Annotated in this window: 22 protein-coding genes; 16 read left to right on the top strand and 6 right to left on the bottom strand. The window is 47.9% G+C overall.

The features are described 5' to 3' along the window. Positions 1 to 195: 195 nt before the first annotated feature. The 11 genes from ACDJ58_RS29085 (at position 196) to ACDJ58_RS29135 (ending at position 11,699) form a co-directional block, all read left to right on the top strand. Positions 196 to 540, top strand: a complete 345-nt coding sequence (locus tag ACDJ58_RS29085; protein WP_024632855.1) for a Na-translocating system protein MpsC family protein — start codon at positions 196 to 198, stop codon at positions 538 to 540. Positions 541 to 978: 438 nt separating this feature from the next. Further along, on the top strand, positions 979 to 2,049 hold the full coding sequence (locus ACDJ58_RS29090; protein WP_413379879.1) for an ABC transporter substrate-binding protein: 1,071 nt from the start codon (positions 979 to 981) through the stop codon (positions 2,047 to 2,049). A 105-nt stretch (positions 2,050 to 2,154) separates the two neighbouring features. Continuing rightward, positions 2,155 to 3,093, top strand: coding sequence for a nucleoside hydrolase (locus tag ACDJ58_RS29095; protein WP_413374196.1), 939 nt, complete (start codon positions 2,155 to 2,157; stop codon positions 3,091 to 3,093). Positions 3,094 to 3,375: 282 nt separating this feature from the next. Continuing rightward, positions 3,376 to 4,194: an ABC transporter permease gene (locus tag ACDJ58_RS29100; RefSeq protein WP_090903370.1), complete on the top strand. Its 819-nt coding sequence runs from the start codon at positions 3,376 to 3,378 to the stop codon at positions 4,192 to 4,194. 4 nt (positions 4,195 to 4,198) lie between these two features. Next, entirely contained in the window at positions 4,199 to 4,990 is a 792-nt protein-coding gene (locus tag ACDJ58_RS29105) for an ABC transporter permease (RefSeq protein WP_192271485.1), read from the top strand. Between the two features lie 18 nt (positions 4,991 to 5,008). Further along, on the top strand, positions 5,009 to 6,067 hold the full coding sequence (locus ACDJ58_RS29110; protein WP_413374198.1) for an ABC transporter ATP-binding protein: 1,059 nt from the start codon (positions 5,009 to 5,011) through the stop codon (positions 6,065 to 6,067). 121 nt (positions 6,068 to 6,188) lie between these two features. Next, on the top strand, positions 6,189 to 7,946 hold the full coding sequence (locus ACDJ58_RS29115) for an adenine deaminase (RefSeq protein WP_413374199.1): 1,758 nt from the start codon (positions 6,189 to 6,191) through the stop codon (positions 7,944 to 7,946). A 246-nt stretch (positions 7,947 to 8,192) separates the two neighbouring features. Further along, positions 8,193 to 8,930 (top strand): HAD family hydrolase, encoded by a 738-nt coding sequence (locus ACDJ58_RS29120; protein WP_413374200.1) that lies wholly within the window; start codon positions 8,193 to 8,195, stop codon positions 8,928 to 8,930. Positions 8,931 to 9,271: 341 nt separating this feature from the next. Then, positions 9,272 to 9,751: a Dps family protein gene (locus tag ACDJ58_RS29125; protein WP_413374201.1), complete on the top strand. Its 480-nt coding sequence runs from the start codon at positions 9,272 to 9,274 to the stop codon at positions 9,749 to 9,751. A gap of 128 nt (positions 9,752 to 9,879) precedes the next feature. Then, a complete protein-coding gene (locus tag ACDJ58_RS29130; RefSeq protein WP_413374202.1) occupies positions 9,880 to 11,085 on the top strand; it encodes a nitric oxide synthase oxygenase in 1,206 nt (401 codons plus the stop codon). A gap of 143 nt (positions 11,086 to 11,228) precedes the next feature. Continuing rightward, positions 11,229 to 11,699: an NUDIX hydrolase gene (locus ACDJ58_RS29135; protein ID WP_413374203.1), complete on the top strand. Its 471-nt coding sequence runs from the start codon at positions 11,229 to 11,231 to the stop codon at positions 11,697 to 11,699. A gap of 37 nt (positions 11,700 to 11,736) precedes the next feature. Here the strand turns inward: ACDJ58_RS29135 and ACDJ58_RS29140 are convergent, their stop codons facing one another. Next, positions 11,737 to 13,008 (bottom strand): MFS transporter, encoded by a 1,272-nt coding sequence (locus tag ACDJ58_RS29140; RefSeq protein WP_413374204.1) that lies wholly within the window; start codon positions 13,006 to 13,008, stop codon positions 11,737 to 11,739. 256 nt (positions 13,009 to 13,264) lie between these two features. Here ACDJ58_RS29140 and ACDJ58_RS29145 point away from each other — a divergent pair, with 256 nt between their 5' ends. Genes ACDJ58_RS29145 through ACDJ58_RS29160 form a run of 4 tightly spaced genes read left to right on the top strand, consistent with a single transcriptional unit; the run spans position 13,265 to position 17,048 of the window. Then, positions 13,265 to 14,374: an ABC transporter ATP-binding protein gene (locus ACDJ58_RS29145; protein ID WP_413374205.1), complete on the top strand. Its 1,110-nt coding sequence runs from the start codon at positions 13,265 to 13,267 to the stop codon at positions 14,372 to 14,374. Continuing rightward, positions 14,364 to 15,197, top strand: coding sequence for an ABC transporter permease (locus ACDJ58_RS29150; RefSeq protein WP_024632841.1), 834 nt, complete (start codon positions 14,364 to 14,366; stop codon positions 15,195 to 15,197). Before ACDJ58_RS29145 ends, ACDJ58_RS29150 begins: the two co-directional genes overlap by 11 nt. Continuing rightward, on the top strand, positions 15,172 to 15,978 hold the full coding sequence (locus ACDJ58_RS29155; protein ID WP_064641797.1) for an ABC transporter permease: 807 nt from the start codon (positions 15,172 to 15,174) through the stop codon (positions 15,976 to 15,978). Before ACDJ58_RS29150 ends, ACDJ58_RS29155 begins: the two co-directional genes overlap by 26 nt. Then, positions 15,975 to 17,048, top strand: coding sequence for an ABC transporter substrate-binding protein (locus ACDJ58_RS29160; protein WP_413374206.1), 1,074 nt, complete (start codon positions 15,975 to 15,977; stop codon positions 17,046 to 17,048). The genes ACDJ58_RS29155 and ACDJ58_RS29160 overlap by 4 nt, the downstream gene beginning before the upstream one ends. Before the next feature lie 348 nt (positions 17,049 to 17,396). Here the strand turns inward: ACDJ58_RS29160 and ACDJ58_RS29165 are convergent, their stop codons facing one another. Then, positions 17,397 to 17,897, bottom strand: coding sequence for a hypothetical protein (locus ACDJ58_RS29165; RefSeq protein ID WP_413374207.1), 501 nt, complete (start codon positions 17,895 to 17,897; stop codon positions 17,397 to 17,399). Between the two features lie 189 nt (positions 17,898 to 18,086). Further along, a complete protein-coding gene (locus tag ACDJ58_RS29170; protein ID WP_413374208.1) occupies positions 18,087 to 19,130 on the bottom strand; it encodes an AraC family transcriptional regulator in 1,044 nt (347 codons plus the stop codon). Between the two features lie 134 nt (positions 19,131 to 19,264). On the opposite strand from ACDJ58_RS29170, the gene ACDJ58_RS29175 reads away from it, so the two are divergent. Next, a complete protein-coding gene (locus tag ACDJ58_RS29175; RefSeq protein WP_413374209.1) occupies positions 19,265 to 19,897 on the top strand; it encodes an NAD(P)H-dependent oxidoreductase in 633 nt (210 codons plus the stop codon). Positions 19,898 to 20,013: 116 nt separating this feature from the next. On the opposite strand, the gene ACDJ58_RS29180 is transcribed toward ACDJ58_RS29175, so the two are convergent. The 3 genes from ACDJ58_RS29180 to ACDJ58_RS29190 form a co-directional block, all read right to left on the bottom strand. Then, positions 20,014 to 21,015 carry a cation diffusion facilitator family transporter gene (locus tag ACDJ58_RS29180; protein WP_090809032.1) on the bottom strand — a complete coding sequence of 334 codons (1,002 nt, stop codon included), beginning with the start codon at positions 21,013 to 21,015 and terminating at the stop codon, positions 20,014 to 20,016. A 199-nt stretch (positions 21,016 to 21,214) separates the two neighbouring features. Further along, positions 21,215 to 21,985: a DODA-type extradiol aromatic ring-opening family dioxygenase gene (locus ACDJ58_RS29185; RefSeq protein WP_413374210.1), complete on the bottom strand. Its 771-nt coding sequence runs from the start codon at positions 21,983 to 21,985 to the stop codon at positions 21,215 to 21,217. After that, the gene (locus ACDJ58_RS29190) at positions 21,985 to 22,659 is read right to left on the bottom strand and encodes an alpha/beta hydrolase (RefSeq protein WP_413374211.1); all 675 of its coding nucleotides are present in this window, start codon (positions 22,657 to 22,659) and stop codon (positions 21,985 to 21,987) included. The genes ACDJ58_RS29185 and ACDJ58_RS29190 overlap by 1 nt, the downstream gene beginning before the upstream one ends. Positions 22,660 to 22,720 lie beyond the last annotated feature (61 nt).

Raw genomic sequence — 22,720 nt, forward strand, 5'->3', positions numbered from 1 at the left:
AGGGGTGCAGTTATCTCCAAGCACGCTCACGGTGAACATTTACGAATTGTTTTCGCTAGTTTATACCTATCGTTCGCTTTTATGTGTTATTTTCATGTTAACTATATCTTTTGGGTTGCCTAAAATCGTAGATATATGTATAATCAATCGTGTTAACACGTCGAACGTACGGTAGTAAATGATGTGGGTGAGTTCATGGAACTGCTGGACAGCAATGAGAGCAAGAAGAAGATGTGCCAGTATTATAACGAAATCTCGAAGGAACTGTTCGGCTTTGGCACCACTCTCCTGAGAGTGACCATTGATCAGAACATTGTGACCTTCTACGCGAAGCACCGACGTTCACCGCGCTCTGACGCCCTGGAAGGGGAGGCCCCCGGCTTGAAGCTGGAAGTGGACTTCCGCATGTCTGTCTTGTATAAGAAGAAATTCAGGGAGAAGTTGGAGCAACACATGGGTTTGCCAATCGAAGCTGTATTACGGGATTACGATGCGTCCACGCAGTGGGCCATTACGAATGTGATATTGGAACAAGCATAGGATGGATCGACAGGTTCGATGCATGCGTTGCACACGATTCTAATTCATAATTCTGATTCCGAACAATTTCATATGATGGCGTCTGTCTTCGGATTGATTCTGAAGCAGAAACCGATGATGTACCGGCAGCGGGTGTCGCTTTCCTTTGTTTACGAAGAAAAGTGTTCTTGTTTATACAAGAATGCTTTTCTTTTTGTTTTTTTAAGTTGAACTAGCCCTAAATAACGCATGTACCCTTCGAAAATCAGAAGACCTTCCGATCGCTGTTATCCCCAGATTTCTTTTATTCCTTTTAATAAGGTAGAAATCTTGTGATAAAGGCGAACACGCTGTTTCTCCAGGTTCTTTCTGTTTTCTACGTGAAATGCGTTATCAAGCTAGTTCAACTTAATGGTTTGGGTTGTTATATCACACATATCAGGGGGAATCAGGATCATGATGAAGAAGTGGATTAGCGGTTTGGCGGCAGTGGCAATGACATCGGTATTACTAGCAGGTTGTGGCAGCAGCACAGAGGACGCAACAGGCGGATCAGGCAGCGGCGGCACGGCGCCAACCAAACTGGTCATCTCCACTTGGGGATTCTCGGAAGATTTCTTCAATGAAGAAGTATTTGGTCCATTTGAAAAAGAACATAATGTAGACATCGTGCTTGAAGTGGGTAACAACGCTGAGCGTTTGAACAAAATCCGCCAGGGTACATCCAATGTCGATGTGATTTATTTGTCCGATTACTATGCACAGCAAGGTATTGATGAAGGATTGTTTGAGAAAATCGACCGCTCCAAAATTCCGAATGTGAGTGATATTTATGATATTGCCAAAGCACCGCTTGGCGAAGATTACGGCCCGGCCTATACGGTTGGACAGCTCGGAATCGCTTATAACCCAGACCTCGTTAACAAAGAAGTCACTTCATGGGCGGATCTGTGGGACCCGGCGTTTGCGGGTAATCTGACCATTCCGAACATTACGGCAACAGCAGGCCCAATGGTATTGGATGCAGCTTCCCGTGTAGCCGGAAACGAAACGTTTAATGAAGATGCAGCTTTTGCGGAACTGAAAAAATTAAGCAGCAACGTTGTTAAATTCTACACTCAAACTTCCGAATTCGTGAACATGTTCTCCCAGGAAGAGATTGCTGGCGGACCGATTATGGAAATGTACTTCAAAGATTTGAAAGCGGCAGTGCCAAATGCGAAGTTTGTTACACCTAGCGAAGGTGCGTATGCAGTCATGAATACGATCAATGTCGTGAAAGGCAGCAAGAACAAAGAACTCGCCGAAGAATTCATCAACTGGCAGCTGAGCCAGGATGTACAAACCAAATCCGCCAAAGCAAAAGTGGATTCCCCGGTAAATACGAAGGTTGAATTGAATGCCGAAGAAGCTGAAGGCGTAACGTATGGTGCAGACGTAGTTGGTAAGCTGAACAAGCTGGATATGGAATTTGTGAATCAACAGGCTAAAGCATGGACAGATCGTTGGAACCGTGAGATTGCACAATAAGCATAATTAGCTTTAGAACGATAAGGTTTAGAAGCAGTATTGATCGTGCTCGACAAACAAAATTTGCAGCAAGCAATCTTTTAACGGTAGAGGAGTTGGGAATGTATGAGTGAAACAGGAAATCGCATCATTCTGGATGTGGATACCGGTATTGATGACGCGCTGGCGATCTTGCTGGCCGTTAAGAGTCGGAAGCTGGACATTCTCGGGATTACCACGGTCTGTGGGAACGTATCGCTCCAGCAGGCAACGGATAATACATGCAAAATTCTCGAACTGGTGGGGGAACCCTCCATTCCGGTCATTGCCGGAGCGGCTGGGCCACTCACACGCAAGTCTCATTATGAGCACCGGGTACATGGACAAGACGGATTGGGTGGTGCGCTGCCTGATCCGGCCGTGTCCAAGCAGGCGGATGAAGGCTTTGCCCCGGACTTTATCGTTGAACAAGCGAAGTTGTACCCAGGCGAACTAACATTGATCATGACCGCGCCGTTAACGAATCTGGCGTTGGCGTTAATGAAGTGTCCTGAGCTACCTACATTATTGAAGGAAGTCATCTTCATGGGTGGCGTCGTTCGTGGACATGGCAACATTACACCTACTGCGGAGTACAACACATACGCTGATCCCGAAGCCGCACGCATTGTACTGCATGCAGGTTTCGAGAAGCTTACGCAGGTGGGCTTGGATGTTACCCGTCAAACGCTGCTGAATGAAGAAGCCATCGGACGATTAACTGATCCGGTATTGCGCGATTACGTGGCACAGAGCACGGAGATTTACATCAAGCGGTATGAAGAAATGAACGGGATACGCGCCTGTGCCCTGCATGATCCACTGGCAGTTGGCGTCGCTCTTGCCCCGGAACTGGTTGGACGCAAATCGTATTACGTCGATGTAGAGACAGCCAGCCGTTTGTGCGATGGTCAGATGGTATGTGACTTCCAAAACCGTTTGGGCGAACAACCCAACACATTGGTATGCGAAACGGTAGATGCCGAAGCATTCCTTGAGTTATTTATTAATGCGTTAAATGCCTAGCTATGATCTTCACGGCATTGGGGTTCAGTCTAAAAATCAATCCTTACGTATTTCGCTGGTAGTGGAGGGGACGAAATCGATTCTGTAGAAGCGAAGCGTTCGCCTTTATCCTTGGATTTTTCCTTCTAAACAGAAGGAGATCAAGAAAATCCAAGGATAACAGCGATCGAAAGAACGATTCGTAACCGTAACGGCTGGTGAGACTAACGTGTAGCATTTATTTTGAAATGTGCTCCAATGAAACGTGTGAATAAAACCATTTTATAAGTCAGGAGTACCGCGATGAAGAAATCAGTATACTGGCTATTGCTGCCGGGATTTGTGTTTTTGGCGGCATTTATGATCATTCCGATTGTCCTGACGATCGGATCGACGTTTTTTCAGGAAAACTCCTTCACGTTTGAAGGATACATGCATTTTTTCAGAGACCCTTACTTTTTGAAAATATTGCTTACGACGCTGCAGGTCAGCGTGGTCACCACCATCGTCTGCGTGGTGCTCGGATTCCCGACAGCTTATTATATTTCCCGGAAAGCGCCGCGCCGCAAAGGCATTTTGCTCGCGCTGGCAATCTTCCCGCTACTAACGAGCCCGGTTGTGCGCTCGTTTAGCTGGATGATTATTCTTGGACGCAAAGGGCTGATCAACAACGCCCTCGTTGGGCTTGGTATCGTGGACAAGCCTTTGGATATTCTGTATACGCCGGCAGCCATGATGATTGGTTTGACCCATCTGTTCCTGCCACTCATGATCATTTCCCTAGTCGGTGTGCTTGAGAACATCGATGGTGATCTGCTCAAGGCAGCACAGAGTCTGGGTGCATCCCGCTTCACGGCATTCCGTCGGGTGGTGTTCCCGCTGGCTGTGCCAGGGCTTGTTATCGGAGCCGTACTTGTTTTTGTCGGAAGCCTGACGGCTTATACGACGCCTGCGCTTTTGGGAGGCAAACAGCGCGTAATTGCGACGTTCCTCTATCAGAACGCCATGACCCTGAACGACTGGTATCTGGCCTCGGTCGTTGCTGCGATTATGATTGTCATTACGTTTGTCGTGGTCGGTGTCATGAACAAAATGGCCAAAACTTTAAATCCGAAGGGGTAGACATATGCGGGAGAAACATATCGGGCTGGGCCTGTTCAGTCTGCTGGTCTTTATCTTTCTGCTGGGCCCGCTTCTGATCATCTCGGTGACTTCGTTTGAACCGGGGACGGTACTCAAATTCCCACCGGAGGGCTTCTCCCTCCGCTGGTACGAGAATATTTTCAACACAGGTGGTTTCCTCCGCACGTTCCAGACGTCCATCATCATTTCCCTGCTGGGGAATTTGCTGGCGCTGTTGCTCGGGGTTCCGGCTGCATACGCACTTAGTCGTTACGATTTCAAAGGCAAGTCCGTGCTGAATGCACTGTTTCTGTCTCCGGTACTTATTCCGGGAATCGTGCTTGGTTTTACATTGATGAAATACCTGATCGTGATCTATCATTTGCCGATGTATCTGGGTCTGCTGATCGGTCACACGATTATTATGCTTCCATTTATCATTCGCGTCATCGCATCGAGTCTGTCGAGCTTTGACTTTGCGGTGGAAGAAGCTGCGCTGAGTCTCGGTGCGGGACGTGTCAGAACGTTCTTCCAGATCGTACTTCCCAACATTCGTTCAGGAATTATCGCAGCGGTGCTGATTGCCTTTCTGGAGTCGTTCAACAACGTGGACATTTCCGTGTTTATGACCGGACCGGGGGTAAGTACATTGCCGATTCAGATGCTGACCTATGTGGAAAATTATTTTGACCCAACGATTGCAGCCATTTCTGTGCTGCTGATGGTATTGACTGGACTTTTAATGTTTGTGATCGAACGGATCATGGGCGGATTCTCATATTTTACTAAACGTTAATTGGAGGCGCAGAACGCTATGGCATTGCTGACATTAGACCACGTATCAGTGGCTTACGACAAGCAGACGATCCTGAAGGATTTTCAGTTGGAACTGGAAAAAGGTAAGCTGCTCTCCCTGCTCGGACCGAGCGGTTGCGGCAAAACAACTACGCTGCGCCTCATCGCCGGATTCCTGGAAGCAACACAGGGCAAGTTTATGTTCGGCGGCAAGGACTATACGAAGGTTCCGGCGAATAAGCGGAATTTCGGATTTGTATTTCAGAGTTACGCGCTGTTCCCGCATCTGTCTGTCTATGACAACGTGGCCTTCGGCCTGCGGATGCGCAAGGTGAAAGACAAGGATATCTCGTCACGCGTGATGCGTATTCTTGAAGTGGTGAACCTGAACGGCTTCGAGAAACGGTTCCCGCAGGAGCTGTCCGGTGGACAGCGTCAGCGTGTGGCGATTGCCCGCGCACTCGTCATTGAACCGGATTTGCTGTTGTTCGATGAACCACTCAGTAACCTGGATGCCAACCTGCGGTTGAATATGCGGGTTGAGATCCGCCGGATTCAGCAGGAACTGGGCATTACGACGCTTTATGTCTCTCATGATCAGGAGGAGTGCTTCTCCATCTCGGATCAGGTAGCGATTATGAATAAAGGCGTTGTCGAGCAGCTCGATCGCCCGGAAACGATTTTCAAATACCCGGCGACGGAATTTGTGGCACGATTTATCGGATTCCATAATTTCATTGAATTCGCGGAACGCAGTGATGCAGGAGAGGTGATCTCGCTGAAAGCGGGTGGTCGCTTGTTCACCGCAACAGCGCATCCCGGAACGGCTCGTCCCGGTGCACGCAAAGGTGCAATTCGCCCGGATGATCTGATCGTCAGTGGAGATACCTCCGGGGACATGGCAAATGCTTTGCCAGGGATTATTAAAGTAAGCACGTACCTTGGACGCAGCTATCAGTACGTCATCGAGACAGAACTTGGCGACTTCACAGCTAATCAGGAGATGGAGACGCCTTATCTCAGCGGACAGCGAGTTAATCTGATTTTCCCGCAGGATAAGCTTGTCCTTGTGGAATAGCAGCAGGAAGCAGAAAGCAGCAAAAGAGGCATTTTATCAGCTGAATCCAGAGCAATATGGCTAATTGTAAACTGCTGCTCTGGATAGCTGTAAATGCTCATGAAGAAGGAGATTATGCCCCATGCGTGCAGATCAACTAATTAAGAATGTACATGTGTATAACAGTTACTATAAACGATTCGAAATGAACAATGTGGCTGTACTGGACGGCAGATTTATGTATGTTGGTCCAGGCGGACCGGAGATGATTGAAGCCGATGAAGTGATTGATGCACGCGGACGTTATATGATTCCGGGCCTCATTGATATTCATCTGCACATCGAGAGTACGATGGTGACACCAGCAACCTTTTCCCATGGCCTGATCCGCTGCGGGGTAACGTCCATTGTGGCGGAACCGCATGAGATGGCGAATGTGTTTGGGCTGGAAGGTGTGCAGGAGATGATGTCGGCCAGTCGCGAGACAACAGTGGACATGTTCTACGCTATCCCAAGCTCCGTTCCGGCGACGCCGATGGAAACAACGGGTGGTTCAATCGAAATCGAAGACATGGATGTTCTTCTGGCTACTGGAGAGATCATCTGTCTGGGTGAGATCATGAACTATGTGGACGTCATCCGTGATCCGGAATGCAAGACCAACCAGATTCTCCAGCATATTCGCAAAAACTATCCAGATCTTGTGATCGAAGGTCATACACCGAAATTGCTTGGGCTGGATCTGCACCGACTGATCTATGCGGGCATCGATTCCGATCATACGCATCAGAGTATTGAAGGCTTGCAGGCTCGAATTGCGGCAGGCATGTTCATTGAAATTCAGGAAAAATCGATGACGCCAGAAGTCATGGAATACCTGATCCAGCATGATGTCGCTCAGCATTTCTGCTTCGTAACGGACGATGTTATGCCGGATTCGCTGGTGGAACGGGGGCATTTGGATCATATCGTACGTAAGGCCATTCGGATGGGTATGCGCCCCGAAGATGCGATTTACGCTGCAACCTCAACCCCTGCATCTCGTATGAAAATGACTGATCGCGGTAGCATTGCCCCAGGCAAAGTGGCGGATTATGTGCTGCTGTCCAACTTAGATACACTTGCAGTAGAGCAGGTATACAAAAATGGCCGTAAAGCTTATGACGACTACGAACCGTACAAGCAGGACCGAATTAGTGGACAGTTCCCACCTCACTTTTACAAGAGCGTGCAGTTGGATCTGCTGGGAGCCGAGGATTTCGCAATCCGTTTGTCTGATCCGAAGGTGAATGGGCAAAGTGAAGCATCTGACTCAGACACGCAGTTATCTGAAAATGGTTTAAACAACTGCCGAGTTATGATGGTGAAGGATGGTTCAACCTTTGTGGAAGAGCATATTGCACAGGTTCAGGCTGCGAATGGTGAACTGCTCTGGGAAGAAAGCGAATATGGACAGATTGCGACCTTTGAACGTTATGGCGTGAACGGCAATCGAGCACACGGTTTAATTGGTGGAGACACGATCAAGCGTGGTGCCATTGCAACAACATATTCACATGATAACCACAACCTATTGGTCGTAGGACGCAATCGTGAAGATATGATCTTGGCAGCTAACACGGTGATTTCGAGCCAGGGTGGGTTCTGTGTGGTAGAAGACGGCAAAGTGTTGTCCCATCTTGAACTCCCTGTGGGTGGCATTTTGACGGAGGAACCGCTGGCGGTAGTGTCACACCAAGTGAAAGAGCTGCGTGCAGCGATGTTATCTCTTGGTTATGTACACTATAACCCGATCATGTCCATCAGTACCCATTCTCTTGCGGTAAGTCCGGCTCTGAAAATTACGGATCACGGCCTGATTGATGTGAATGCAGGCAAGGTTGTACCGTTGATACTTTAATTGGAATACACACAATTTGTGATGTATCTCCAATTAGGTGATTGATCGTGAATTAATTTTTTTAATTATGAAAAATTGGCGACACCCCATTTCACAACCAGCATGTTGCGAGACGGGGTGTTTTTTTATGTATTAGGATCAAATAGAGAGGACCTAGAATGGGTTCATTTTTTGGACGGAGAAATGGAATACATATATAGTAAGAAGAGATGTTTGGAGCCAACACCAGGAGGATAAATAGCAATTATGGAAAAAACAAATAAAACCAGATCCATCTTTTTCGATGTAGACGATACCTTGTATGACCACTTACAGCCGCTTCGTGGCGCATTAGAGCAAGTTCTCGGCCTGCCGGATGATTTCCCGTATGGGGAGGCATACCACCGCTTCCGTTATTATAGCGACTGGCTGTCTGCCCAAGAAGACTTGTCTGCTGTACCCGAACCCGAAGCGGTAGAAAGGATGCGTCATCGCAGATTTGAGTTGACCATGGCGGAATTTGGATATCCCCTACAACAGGGGCAGGCTGAAGAACTGCAAGCACAGTATTTGAGTAGACAGTTTCAGATCCAGCCCTTTGAGGGAGTATATGAACTTATCCGAAGACTTCTTGCAGAGGGGCATATGGTAGGGTTAATTACCAACGGAGAAGGAAAACATCAGCAGCGGAAGCTCGAAGCGCTGGATGTATTCAACCTTATTCCCGAGGAACGGATTTTCATATCGGGTACCCTTGGTTATGCCAAGCCGGATCGCAGATTATTTGAGCATGTAAGCAGGCAGACGGGATCGGATTCCGACTCCAGTTATTACATCGGCGATTCCTGGCGCAATGATGTTGTCGGTGCAGTGGATGCCGGATGGAAAGTGATTTGGTTCAACCATCGTGATGCTTTGCCAGAATCAGAGCATCAGCCTCATCATGTTGCGCGCAGTTATGAAGAGGTAAGCCGTATCCTTACATCCGAGTTGATTCAACAATAAAGCGTGCGCTATGTGCGTTGGTGCAGTCCTGACTCCTCATTGAGGATCAGGGCTTTTTTTTGTTATATGTGACGTGAGGATTGTCATTGTACATCGGCGAAAATCAAGGTATAGATACTACATGTAAAGGTGCTTAAAAGGGACTTATCACATTGTCCAATGATGAAGCTTAGCTTCATGGAATCTTCATTTGAAAGAGTAGGCTAAAGCCTTCACAAAGGATAAGGGCAGTGTTATAATTAAAACAAGATTTAGATTAAGTCTAAATTAAACAAATGAAAGCAAGTTAAATTACGTTATCAAAATCAAAACTATATCGTATTCGAGAGGGGATAAATTCCATGAGCACAATCCAAACTAGAAACAATACTTTTGCAAACCATACCACTGAACTTCAAGAGGTCCTGAACCGCCAGATCGCAGGATGGTCTGTACTGTACACCAAATTGCACCACTTCCATTGGTATGTGAAAGGTCCTCATTTCTTCACACTGCATGCCAAATTCGAAGAGTTGTATAACATGGCTACGGCGAATATGGATGAAGCTGCAGAACGTCTATTGGAAATTGGTGGACGTCCAGTCGCAACGATGGCTGAACAACTGCGGTTGTCACCTGTTGAGGAAGCACAGGGACAGTTGTCAGCCGAAGGAATGGTGGAAACCGTAGTTGCTGATCTGCAATCGATGGTGGATGTTATTAACCAGGGTATTCAAGCAGCAGGCGAAGCTGAGGATAATGCGACCGAAGATATGCTGATTGGATTCACTGCTGCCTTGGATAAAGAGGTCTGGATGTTAAACGCATTTCTGGGCAAATAAGCTAAGTTAGCCTGCATCCTGAACAACGATATGTAGAGTCCGTGAACAAAGTGCCCGTTCGCTTACAAATCCGGTGTGCTTGCCGTATAATGATGGCATTCAAGATGTATAGATTGGTGGAGTGAATAATGCGGACAGACCTGGAAGAACTACGGGATGAAGCTGAACGGTTTATATATAGATGTTATGAAGAGCTGGGCCATTCGCGTGAAGACGCGCAGGCCCGGCTTGTTGCAGTTTTGAACGAGATTGAACACACAGGCACATATGTGCATACTGCGGATGAATTGGAGCATGGCTGTAAAATGGCATGGCGTAACAGCAATCGCTGCATCGGGCGGCTATTCTGGGATAAACTGCGCATCGTTGATGCACGTCATGCAGATACGGTTGGAACGGCAGCGGATGCTGTGATGGCGCACATCAGAGAGGCCTCCAACAAAGGAAAGATTATTCCGATGATTACGATCCTTCCACCTGATGGACCGAATGGAGCCCCCGTGCGAATTTGGAATCACCAGTTGATCCGTTATGCTGGATATGAGACGACGGAAGGCATTGTAGGTGACCCAGCATCCGTTGAGCTAACGAAGACAGCAATGTTGCTTGGCTGGCAGGGGGAAGGTACGCCTTATGATGTGTTGCCATTGATTATCCAGGCTCAGGGACAAGCTCCAGAGTGGTATACAGTGCCCGAGGAAGACATCGTGGAAGTGAGGATTGAACATCCGGAACGTCCGGAAATTGCCGAACTGGGCATGCGCTGGTACGGTGTACCAATGATTGCTGATATGCGGCTGGAGATTGGCGGCATATCCTACCCTGCAGCGCCGTTTAACGGCTGGTATATGGGTACTGAGATTGGCGCACGCAATCTGGCAGATACGTTTCGGTATAATAAACTACCAGCGGTAGCGGCAGCGCTTGGCCTGAATACATCGAGTGAAACGACACTTTGGAAGGATCGAGCTTTGGTAGAGCTGAATGTAGCTGTGCTGCATTCGTTCAAGAAAGCAGGCGTTAGCATTGTGGATCACCACACAGCGGCAGCGCAATTTGCCCTGTTTGAGCAGCGGGAAGAGAAAGCCGGGCGCGAGCTGACAGGCGATTGGGTCTGGCTGATTCCGCCGGTGTCTCCGGCGACGACGCATATTTTCCACAGTTCATACCGCAATGAGATTGTGAAGCCTAACTTTTTCTATGGAGATCATTCCTACACACTGGGTACAGAGAAATCGGAAGCTGAACGGATGGACAGGGAAAAACAACAACCCGAGGGGGATCACCAGCCTCAGGCTGAGAACCCACCAATGAAATGCCCGTTTGCACACTGATGTGCGAACGGGTTGTTTTTTTGCTGTTTTTTCATCAAAGTACGGGCTCTAAAATAGGAAATAAAGCTGAATATTCTTTCTCTATATGGAAATTAATTGCACTTCTATAATAAGGATCATGACTTGATATAGGAGGGTTAGCTATGGGCTATATTGAATCGCTTCGAGAAATGGTTGGCAATGCACCAGTTATTCTGGTGAGACCGAGTATTTTGATATTGAATAAATCAGGTGAAATTTTGTTGGTTCGACATGTGGATAATACCTGGGGAGTACCGGGTGGATTTATGGAGTTGGGCGAATCGGTGGAAGAGTCAGCGAGGCGTGAGGTCAAAGAAGAAATTGGAATACAGATCAAGAAACTTGTGCTATACGGCGTCTTTTCGGGGAAAGAGTTATATACGAAATTAAGAAATGGGCATGAATATTATAATGTGGTCATTGGTTATATTTGCACGGAGTTCGAAGGCGAGTTGAAGCCCAATGGGGTGGAAGTTCTTGAAGCGAAGTTTTACAAGCCGATGGAATTGCCTGAGAACACAGACCCTTATTTAAAAAGTAAAATCGAAGAAAAAGCACTACATATAGCAACTTTATTAGGAGTAAATAAGTAAATGGAGGCTGCCCACTGATGTGGGCAGTCTTGTGCGTCTACACTCGTTTCGATCTGTAACGGCTGCGCATCACTGCCTGAACGGCAATGGCAGCGGCGATTAGAAGCAGATTGAACACAAACACGGTATACAGCGATCCACGCTCCACAAGCAGAGCAGCTATCAGTGGAGACACGATGGAACCGATCTCTGCCGCAGAGACAATTTTGCCAATGACAGAGCTCCTACCCTCGTCCGGGATATGATCCCCGATATGAGCAAAGAACGAATCCATGTAACATGCACCGCCTACGCCGCCGATTAGCATGCCCACGTAAACCAGCACATAAGAAGATGTGCTCAGAAAAACCACCACTTCGATGCCAATCATCAGCATGCCGAACATGCAGAGCAGCAGACGATCACCCATCCGATCAGACAGGTAACCGGCTACCGGGGCAGCAGCGAGTGTGGAGATACCAACGACCGTAAAGGCAAGACTGATCGCAAACGGGTCCCAGTGCATGATATGAGCCGCATACAACGCAAAATAAGTCAGAAACACGGCATAAGCGCTCATCTCCAGGAAATGAACCGTACCGTAGCCAATCAGTTGCTGCCTCCGGGTAAGTCCGGTGGACGGTTCAGGAGTGGTTGGGCTAGGAGTAGCGTTTGCTGGAGAAACTGTATAATCCGTAGGTGTTTGCGTTTGTTTTGCATCCGTTGGAGACTCGCTTGAGGCGTGGCCGTCCAACACATTTTCAGATACAGGATTGGACTTTGCTGCTGTCTTCATCCCCATTGCCGCAACCACAGCCATCAGGCAGCACACGGTAACGAGTAAAAAAGGCACCGACAAAGGCCAATGCAACGAGAGCCAGCCGCTGATGACCGGACCCAGCACCATGCCCCCGCCTTCACTGCTGCTGATATAACCGTTGTACAGCCCCCGATTGTCAACATTGCCCTCATCCCCGATAATGGAACGCACGACGACCGTAAGTCCAGTCGAAGCGAGCCCTTGCAGCAGCCGCAACAGGCCGAATACTAGTGCGGCAGAAGATACAGCGAAACCACCCATACAAACAGCGAGCAGCAGCAGCATGGCAATAAGTGCCCGTTTGCCCCCAATTTTCCGATAGAGTGCCGCAGCGGGCACCCCGCCAATCACTTTACCGACATAAAAGAGTGCAAAAATAACCCCCATCATCCAGCCGGACAGGCCGAATTCCTCAATAAACAAAGGGAACAGGGGCAGGATCATGAAACCGCCCATCTGACTAAGAAAACAAATGATCATCAGCAAAGGCAGGTTACGGCGAATATCCACGAACAGGACTCCTTTCACATGACTTGATTCCGAAATCCTCATGAAATCGCTCTACTTGGATGCGTAGATATCGACATATACCCGTAATGTATGCTGTATTTGTGAGATTAAGAAGAAATACACATGGCGTTTACATCAAAACCATTGCGGATATAGCTGAATCATATATAATAAATGGGATTTGTAATGAAGCATGCATGAAAAGAAGTGTACAGGCTCAAGGTATACCTCAAGTTTAAAGGGGGCGAAATGAAGCATGTCAGAACAACAACCGATTATCCGGTTCGACCGGGTGACTCAGCAATACGATCAGGATGAGGCCGTATTGAAGGAAGTCAGCTTCGAGATTGAGCGGGGTAAATTTTATACGCTACTCGGCCCGTCAGGCTGCGGGAAAACAACGATATTGCGCCTGATCGCCGGCTTTGCGGAGCCGACACAGGGCAGTATTTATTTTAACGGTGCACTGATTAACCAAGTGCCGGCTCACCAGCGGCAGGTGAATACCGTATTTCAAGATTACGCGTTATTTCCACATTTGAACGTATTTGAGAACGTAGCTTTTGGTTTGCGGATCAAAAAAATGAAAACCGCTGAACTTCGCGACAAAGTGCTGGAAGCACTCAAGTTCGTCAATCTCTCCGGTTATGAAAACCGTGAAATTGGCGAGATGTCCGGCGGACAACGGCAGCGTGTCGCCATCGCGCGGGCGATTGTGAATGAACCCGAGATTTTGCTGCTGGACGAGCCGCTTTCGGCGCTCGATCTGAAGCTGCGGACAGAAATGCAGTATGAACTGCGCGAGCTGCAACAGCGATTGGGCATTACGTTTATCTTTGTCACGCATGATCAGGAGGAAGCCTTGGCGATGTCGGATGAGATCTTTGTCCTGAACGGCGGCGTCATTCAACAAAGCGGCACGCCGAATGATATCTATGATGAGCCGATTAACCGTTTTGTGGCGGACTTTATTGGTGAATCCAACATTGTATCTGGCAAAATGAAGCAGGACTTTGTGGTGGAATTCGCTGGCGCAGAGTACGAGTGTGTCGATCAGGGTTTGCAGCGGGACGAGCCTGTGGAAATTGTAATTCGTCCAGAGGATATGGAGATTACAACCGAGGAACAGGGCAAGATGCAGGTCAACGTGGACTCCCAGCTGTTCCGTGGGGTGCACTACGAGATATCGACATACGATGATGCGGGTAATGAGTGGCTGGTGCATTCCACGAAGAAAGCCGTCGTAGGCGCTCGTATTGGACTGTATTTTGACCCGGAAGCCATCCACGTCATGCGCTTTAACGAGACGGAAGAAGAGTTCGATAAACGTCTGGAAGCCTACCAAGAGGCCGTTCATGCAGACTAAGGCGAGTACACGCAATGCGTATCTGATTCCATATGTATTATGGATGGTGTTGTTTGTAGTTGCTCCGGTTCTGCTGGTGGTGTATTACTCGTTCTTCGATGTGGAGGGCAATTTCACGCTGGGTAACTACGCTCGGTTCTTTACACCTGTGTATATGCAGATGACCCTGAGCTCGTTCTGGTATGCATTTCTGATCACGGTGTTCTCGCTGTTGGTCTCGTATCCGACGGCGTATTTACTGACTCGTACGAAGCACAAGCAGCTGTGGCTGCTGCTTATTATTTTGCCAAGCTGGATCAATCTGTTGTTAAAAGCGTACGCCTTTATCGGCCTGTTCGGCACGTACGGCTTGACCAATTCCCTGCTTGAAGTGGTGGGCATTGGCACGCAACAGATTTTGTTCACCGATTTTAGCTTTATCTTTGTCTCGGTGTATATCTTCATTCCGTTTATGATCTTGCCGATCTTCAACGCGCTGGAAGAGATGAATCCGTCGCTAATCTATGCAGCACGAGATCTCGGTGCTTCGTCATGGCTGACATTCCGCCGGGTTATCTTCCCGCTGACGCTCAGCGGAGTGAAATCCGGATGTCAGGCCGTATTTATTCCGGCGCTATCCTTGTTCATGATTACCCGCCTTATTGCGGGGAACCGGGTAATTACGCTGGGAACAGCGATTGAGCAGCATTTTCTCGTCACCCAGGACTGGGGGATGGGTTCGACGATTGCCGTCTTTTTGATTATTGCGATGGCGATCATTATGTTCCTGACTGGATCAGGTAAGAAGGAGGTGCGTAATGGGAAGAAACGGAAAGCTGTCTAACGTCTATCTGGCCGTTGTATTCGCCATACTGTACGCACCGATCGCGTATCTGATCTTCTATTCCTTCAACAGTGGCGGGCATATGCGCGGCTTCGAAGGATTTACATTGGAGTGGTACAGGGAAGTATTTGCCGATACTCGGCTGCTGATCATTGTACTGAATACGTTTATTATTGCGCTCCTGTCCTCGGCGATCTCAACGATGCTCGGTGTGGCAGGGGCACTGGCGATCTACCATGTGCGGCGCAAACGGACCAAGAATACGTTGCTGTCACTCAATAACGTGCTGATCGTTAGTCCGGATGTCATCATTGGTGCATCCTTTCTGATTCTGTTCACCATGATTGGCATCAAGCTTGGATTCACTTCGGTACTGTTGTCTCATATCGCATTCAGCGTGCCGATCGTCGTAATTATGGTATTGCCAAAGCTTCAGGAGATGAGTCCGACGTTAATGGATGCAGCGCGCGATCTGGGGGCTGGATCGTGGCAGATCCTGACTCGTGTCGTGCTTCCATACGTTAAACCGGGTATTTTTGCCGGGTTCTTCATGGCATTGACGTACTCGCTTGATGACTTCGCAGTAACATTCTTTGTCACGGGTAACGGATACTCCACACTCTCTGTGGAGATTTATTCAAGAGCAAGGCAGGGTGTGTCATTGTCCATCAATGCGCTGTCCACGCTGCTGTTCCTGCTGACGGTGCTGCTGGTGGTTGGGTATTACTTCATTAACCGCCGTGCCGCGCGAACGCCTGCGGGAAGGGGGCTGCGTCCATGAAGCAACTGGTTCGGACATTTGCAATTGTATTTGTGGCTGCCTTTGCCTTGATGATTCTCGCTTCGTATCTGAACAAGAGTCAGGGGTATTCCGGCGGCAACACGCTGACGATTTACAACTGGGGCGATTATATCGATCCCGATTTGCTGAAGGAATTTGAACAAGAGACGGGAATTAAGGTCATCTATCAGACGTTTGACTCGAATGAAGCGATGTTGACCAAAATTGAGCAGGGCGGAACGACGTTTGATGTAGCGATTCCTTCTGAGTATGCGATTAGCAAAATGAAAGAAGAGAATCTTCTCGTTCCACTCGATCATAGCAAGCTGCCTAATCTAAGTAACATCGACCCACGATTCATGGACCTATCCTTTGATGAGGGCAATAAGTACTCCATCCCTTACTTCTGGGGAACGGTGGGGATTGTGTACAATCCTGAACTGGTTGATGGGTTAACATTTGAGAGCTGGAACGACCTGTGGGACCCACGTTTGAAAAACCAGATTTTACTGCTCGATGGCGCCCGTGAAGTGATCGGCATGGGGCTGAACAGCCTCGGGTATTCGCTGAACGATACGAACGAAGATCATCTGCAGGAAACTTTGAAGAAACTGTCCACCCTCACGCCTAACGTCAGAGCAATTGTCGGAGACGAGATCAAAATGCTGATGGCGAACGAGGAAGCCGCAGTTGGACTCGTATGGTCCGGTGATGCGTCGGAAATTATGGATGAGAACGAGAAGCTGGATTACGTGGTTCCTGAGGAAGGATCGAACCTTTGGTTCGATAACATGGTCATTCCGAAGACTGCGAGTAATATTGAAGGCGCTCATCAGTTTATTAACTTCATGCTGGACCCGGATCATGCGGCTCGTAATACTGAATATGTCGGGTACTCTACACCGAACGCCGAGGCATTGAAGCTGCTGCCAGAGGATATTTCGGAGGATGAACGATTCTATCCAGATGAGACACTGACAGGTAAGCTGGAAGTGTACAATAATCTGGGCAAAAAAATGCTCTCGCATTATAACGATTTGTTCCTTGAATTTAAAATGCATAGCAAATAAAAGGTATAGCCATGCGGAGTATTTCCATATGGTGAATATATATCACCATACATGCCTCTAAGCCAAACATCCCCTGATCCTTTAATGGACCAGGGGATGCTTGGTTTTTTCTTTACCCTACCTTCCAAGCAAATAGTGCTTGGTAGTGCTTTATAAGATGAACTTGAACATTACACATTAACGGAGGGGGCAGAAATAATCTGTAGAAGCGAAGCGCTCGCCTTTATCGCGGGATTTTACCCTTTATTAAAAGGGAATCAAAAAAATCCGGCGATAACAGCGATCGGAAGATTATTCTGCATGCGGAGTGGTCCAGTGTAATCCCAGCCCTTCATCTTATGTACGTCACTACATGCGCTTTTTGCGACCCACAATGATCCATGCCCCGCCCATAATCAGCACAATTGCCACGAATGGCTGGACAAAGGATAGACTGTTCAGCATCGTGCCAATCGACATCACGGAGAAGAATAACAATGAGATAACCGTCAGAATGTTGATCGGAATCAGCAACCATTTGTTACGGCCACCGAACCAATACAATTCAAACAAACCTACCGCTACCGCAAGAATGAAGCCAGGCCACATCGTGCTCCAGTTACCAAAGAGCATGGCGATCTGGCTGACAACACCTGCCGTAAGCAAGATGCCCCCGGGAACCAGCAATCCGATCCCTCGTCCAATCATAGAGAAGTACAGCCAATGGAAGAATAGCCCCAGTGGAATCACAAATAGGGTGGGCCAGAACGTGGCAAAGATTGTACCCGGACCGAGTGAACCTCCCTGGTTCAAAATCAGGTATACGCCGAGCAAAATAAGCACAGGCGCAAGGATGGTGCGTTTAGCCATGATATCTCTCCTTTTCAATACAAGATCAATTCCCGAACGGTCATGGAGTATGTTTTCTCGTTATTCACAGCATACCATGAACGGCAAAAGGGTATCCTCGGTCTTTGGAGTTAAACTGAACCTAGACTAAAGTCTAGGTTCAAAACATGCAATCCATATTCCCGTTAGAAGGATTGAAGTCGGAATTATTCAGCTACTTGGCTGCATGGGCTGTTTGAGGCTCGAACGGTATTGCCCGGGCGTCTGTCCGGTCCACTTTTTGAAGGCATTCTGAAAAGCGCTTTGCTCCGAAAAATGCAGGGCATAGGCAATATCCCCCACCGAATAGGTTCCTTTCTGCAAATATCGCAATGCCATTTCCTTGCGTACCTGAACGGATATCTCATGATATGTTGTATCTTCTGCACGCAATCGGCTCTGAAGTGTGCGAATGCTCACGCCCAGATGCTCGGCGGTGTGTTGTAATGTGGGAAAGAAGGTTGGAAGGCTCTCCGTCATCCACCGACTTACTTTGCTGGAGAACGGTTGAGACGAATGAAGCTCATCTTTGCTTTCCTGAGCCATGGTTTCAAAGACCTTCAGCATTCTTGCATCCGAATATAATACGGGCTGATCCAGAATGTCTTTGTGCATTCGCAGGAGTGTACGGGTATCCCCGAATCCCGGCTCTATTCCGAACATGCCAACATAAGGAGATAGATCGCCTGAAGCATCGGGGGCTTGATGACCGAATCGAACCTCTTTTAACTCCACCCGGCGATTCGCCAGTTTGCTGATCAAATACACCATTGAGACAGCCATATCTTCCACACAGTGACGTGACATCTGCTTCTCCGAATTTTGCAAAGACAATTGAAGGATCAAATCCGTTCCGTCTACTTTCCAATCGAGATTAAATCCACTATATAGAATGATGTTATATCGTTGATAAGCAGCGAGTGCATCTCCAATCGTCTTGGAATGCATCATGACGTAACCAGGAAGGCCAAGGTCCGCAAAGTCCAGCAGTTGTCCCTGGTTCAATCCAAAATACAGATCATCCGAGTATCTCGCAGCACACTGCATAATATGTTCCAACTCTTCAACTGGAATACGGGCTTCCGGGTTCTGCATCATAGCAGGATCTAAGCTGACGTACTCGAAAAACGCTTCGGATTCATACCCTTTGTTCACCAGTGTCTTCATAATCGGATACAACATGGAAATCGATACACCGTGATTATGGTTGTTCATGCTACCCCCTTTTGCGCGAATCAGCAATGTTTTGGCGCCGTTGATCATTTGTTTATGTATGCGTTCATTCTATGCTTGTGATATGCCTGCTACTTCGGCCTTCATGAACTTTATTATACAGGAGGAACAGATGTATGAAATCAAATATCTTGGTAATTAATGGTCATCCTGATCCGCAAAGTTACTGCAAAGCACTATCAGAAGCCTATGTAAAAGGGGCCCGACAATCGGGCAGTTCTGTGGAGCTGATCGACCTGAGCCATATTCAGTTTAATCTCAATCTTCAGTACGGGTACCGTCAGCGGACAGAATTGGAACCTGATTTGGTGAGAGCTCAGGAATTGATCCGATGGGCGGATCATCTGGTGTTTGTATATCCAACGTGGTGGGGAGTGATGCCTGCAATTTTGAAAGGGTTTATTGATCGGGTGTTCTTGCCCGGATTCGCGATGAAAGATCGGGAGGACTCACCCCTATGGGACAAATTGCTGAAAGGAAGGTCTGCCCACATCATTGTGACCATGGACACACCACGCTGGTACAATCGATTGATTTACAGACATGCAGGACATCGGGTCATGAAATCAAATATTCTTAAATTCTGCGGGGTCTCCCCGGTACGTGTAACCGAGATTAGCCCAATCAAAGGCTCCACTGAGGCTTTCCGTCTGAAATGGCTGGATAAATTGATGGAGATGGGCATGAAGCAGGGTGGCAGAAGTATACCCCATGATAGTCAGTCAGCGAATTCTAACCAACAAGTTTAGCGCAACCTTCAGCAGCCATGTAGATATAGTTAGCTATGTCACGTAGTTAGATATGTAAAGAAGCCCACTCCGCGAAGAGTGCGCTTCTTTTATCTTTTATAAAAGGGAGCAGGCACTTATTTCACTACATCAGAATGCTTCTTGCCCCAGCTGTTCACACCATCATCTTCGATAATCGAGATGGCTGCATCAGCGATGTCCGGATCTGTCATTAACTTTTCCTGGATACGGAACTTGATATCATCTGCATCGGCAAGGCTCAATCCTTTGGTCAGTTCAATCAGACCCTCGACGTGGTAATAACGACCTTCCTGAATAATGCGCATCATCTGGATATCTGCAACATGAGAGTCTGCCAGAATGGTCTGGGATACTTTATCCTCAACATCCTGTGGAGCCGCTACACCAATCAGTCCGATCATATTGTCATAACCTACACGGAAAGCGACAGCGATCATCAGGCATCCAATAATGGTCGTCACGATTCCATCGAGCAATGCAAAGTTGGTTAGTGCAATGACAACGACAGAGATCAGTGCGAGTGTCGCACCGAGTACCGCTACAATATCTTCGTAAAATACAAGGCGTGTTGGCGGTGCGGCGCGTCCTACATTTTTGATCGCAGCAGGGAACAGGGCCAAGCCTGACGCTTTGGGCGCACGTGCTTCGTGTAGAATTTCTTTCATCGCTTTAATCAAAATGGCTCCATCGATCACAATGTTAAGCACCAGCACGCCGATGTTAATCCAGATACCGCCGGAATGAGCAGCCGGATGCAGTAACAGATGAATCCCTTCATGGATCGTTTCATACGCCATAATGGTAACAACGATAACGGCAATCATACAGAAAATGTTGATGACCCGCCCGAATCCGGTCGGGAAGCGGCGTGTAGGTTTTTTCTCGGACAACACACTTCCGACAAAGACAAACCCTTGGTTGATGGCATCGGCCAAAGAGTGCATCGCCGAGGCGAACATGGCGCCACTGCCACTGAATAGAAAGGCTCCTCCTTTGCACAGTGCAAGTACAGCATTTCCTGCCATAGCTACAGCCGAGGATGTGTTCCCCTTTTTGACGAGAGACATCAAGCTCTCAGACTTTGGTTGTTCAGCCACTTCGAATGTTCCTCCCAGAAAGATGTGATAGGTGTAGAAAGAGTATTCCTTAATTACAGCTTGTTCATTTCCACTAAATGTTATTATAGCTTGCTTTACAACTCCCAGCATTATGCAAAAAAGGTCATATCACTAAAAACACCCGTGCGAGTTCGCACGAGTGTCTGGTTATTTTTATATAAGGTGTTATATCAATCGATCAATCAAATTTCCAGCATGACAGGCTCAGGTTGCCATACTGATAGGCTTTAAACAGGAGTGATGCCTGCTTGTTCTGATCTCCCGCACCCATGGCGAGCAGCAATGGTACAAAATGCTCTGGAGTTGGCACGGCTGCTTGGGCTGATGGTGCCAGCTTGTCATAGGCGAAGAGGGACGCTGTATCCCAACTCACCAGTTTGTCTTGCAGCCAATTGTCAAACGCCATGGCCCAAGGGTCAACGCCTGAACTTTCCCAGTTTAACTGACGCAGGTTGTGTACCGTTCCACCACTGCCAATGACGAGAACATCCTGCTCACGCAAAGTAGCCAGCGCTTGTCCTACCTGATACTGCTGTTCATTGGACAGATATCGATTCACCGATAATGCAACGACCGGAATGTCCGCATTTGGATAGAGCAGGCGAAGCACGACCCAAGCACCGTGATCCAGACCACGAACAGAGTCGCTTTCCACCGGAATACCAGCATCCGCGAACAGGCGCTGAATCTCCGCTGTTGTCTCTGCATGTCCTTGTGCAGGGTATTTGATCTGATACAGCTCGGGCTGGAAGCCGCCAAAATCATAGATGGTCTCGTAATTGGCTACCGAAGAAACCAACTGAGTTGTGGATTCCCAGTGAGCAGAGAACAATACGATTGCCTTGGGTTTCGGCAGTTCCTGTCCAAGTTTTTGCAGAAATTCAGTGTATGCATGTTCCTCCAGTGCAAGTGATGGCGCACCGTGAGCGATAAACAGGGATGGCATCATTATGAATTCAGTCCTTTCGGGTCTTCGGCAGCAAGCTTGGCATCCGTCCGAAGCCATTGTTGAAATTGTTGATATAAGTCGGGGGTGACTTGGTGTCCACCGTTATATGGAACATACGTAACGTTATTGGTTTGTTCACGGAAGAAGGTGGCGTTATCTTCGCCAAGTTGCAGTGGGAAGAGATGATCCTGATCGCCATGTGAAATAAATACAGATAACTCCGAGTCGGGCTGTATCTTGTATTCGTCTTTTACAAATTGCGGAATGTAATTACTCATAGCTACAATTCCCTTGATTTCTTCTCCCATGATCAGTGAGAGCGTCATCGCCATGATGGCTCCCTGACTGAACCCGGCGATATAACGCCGTGCGGGATCAATGGCATATTTGGCGGACAGGTCAACCATTAGCTGTTGCAGTCCCTGAACAGAGGCATCGAACAACTCACGGACGGGATTGCCAATGCTTTTAATTTGAAAATAGGCGTAGCCGCTACCCTGAACAATAGGCCCACGTACGGCAACGATAATAAAATCGGACTGAAGAGGCTCCATTAAGCGAAGCATATCCTGTTCATCCGAACCCATGCCATGCAGGGCAAAGATAACGGGATATTGTTGTTCTGTATTGTAATCGGAAGGAAGCCGAACGTCGTAAGTCAATGAATAATTCAATGCAACCACCACCTGATAAGAAATGAGTAATCAAAAATAAAGTTCACTAATATGAAATTAA

The organism is Paenibacillus taichungensis, assembly GCF_047302525.1.
GTDB classification, from domain to species: domain Bacteria; phylum Bacillota; class Bacilli; order Paenibacillales; family Paenibacillaceae; genus Paenibacillus; species Paenibacillus taichungensis_B.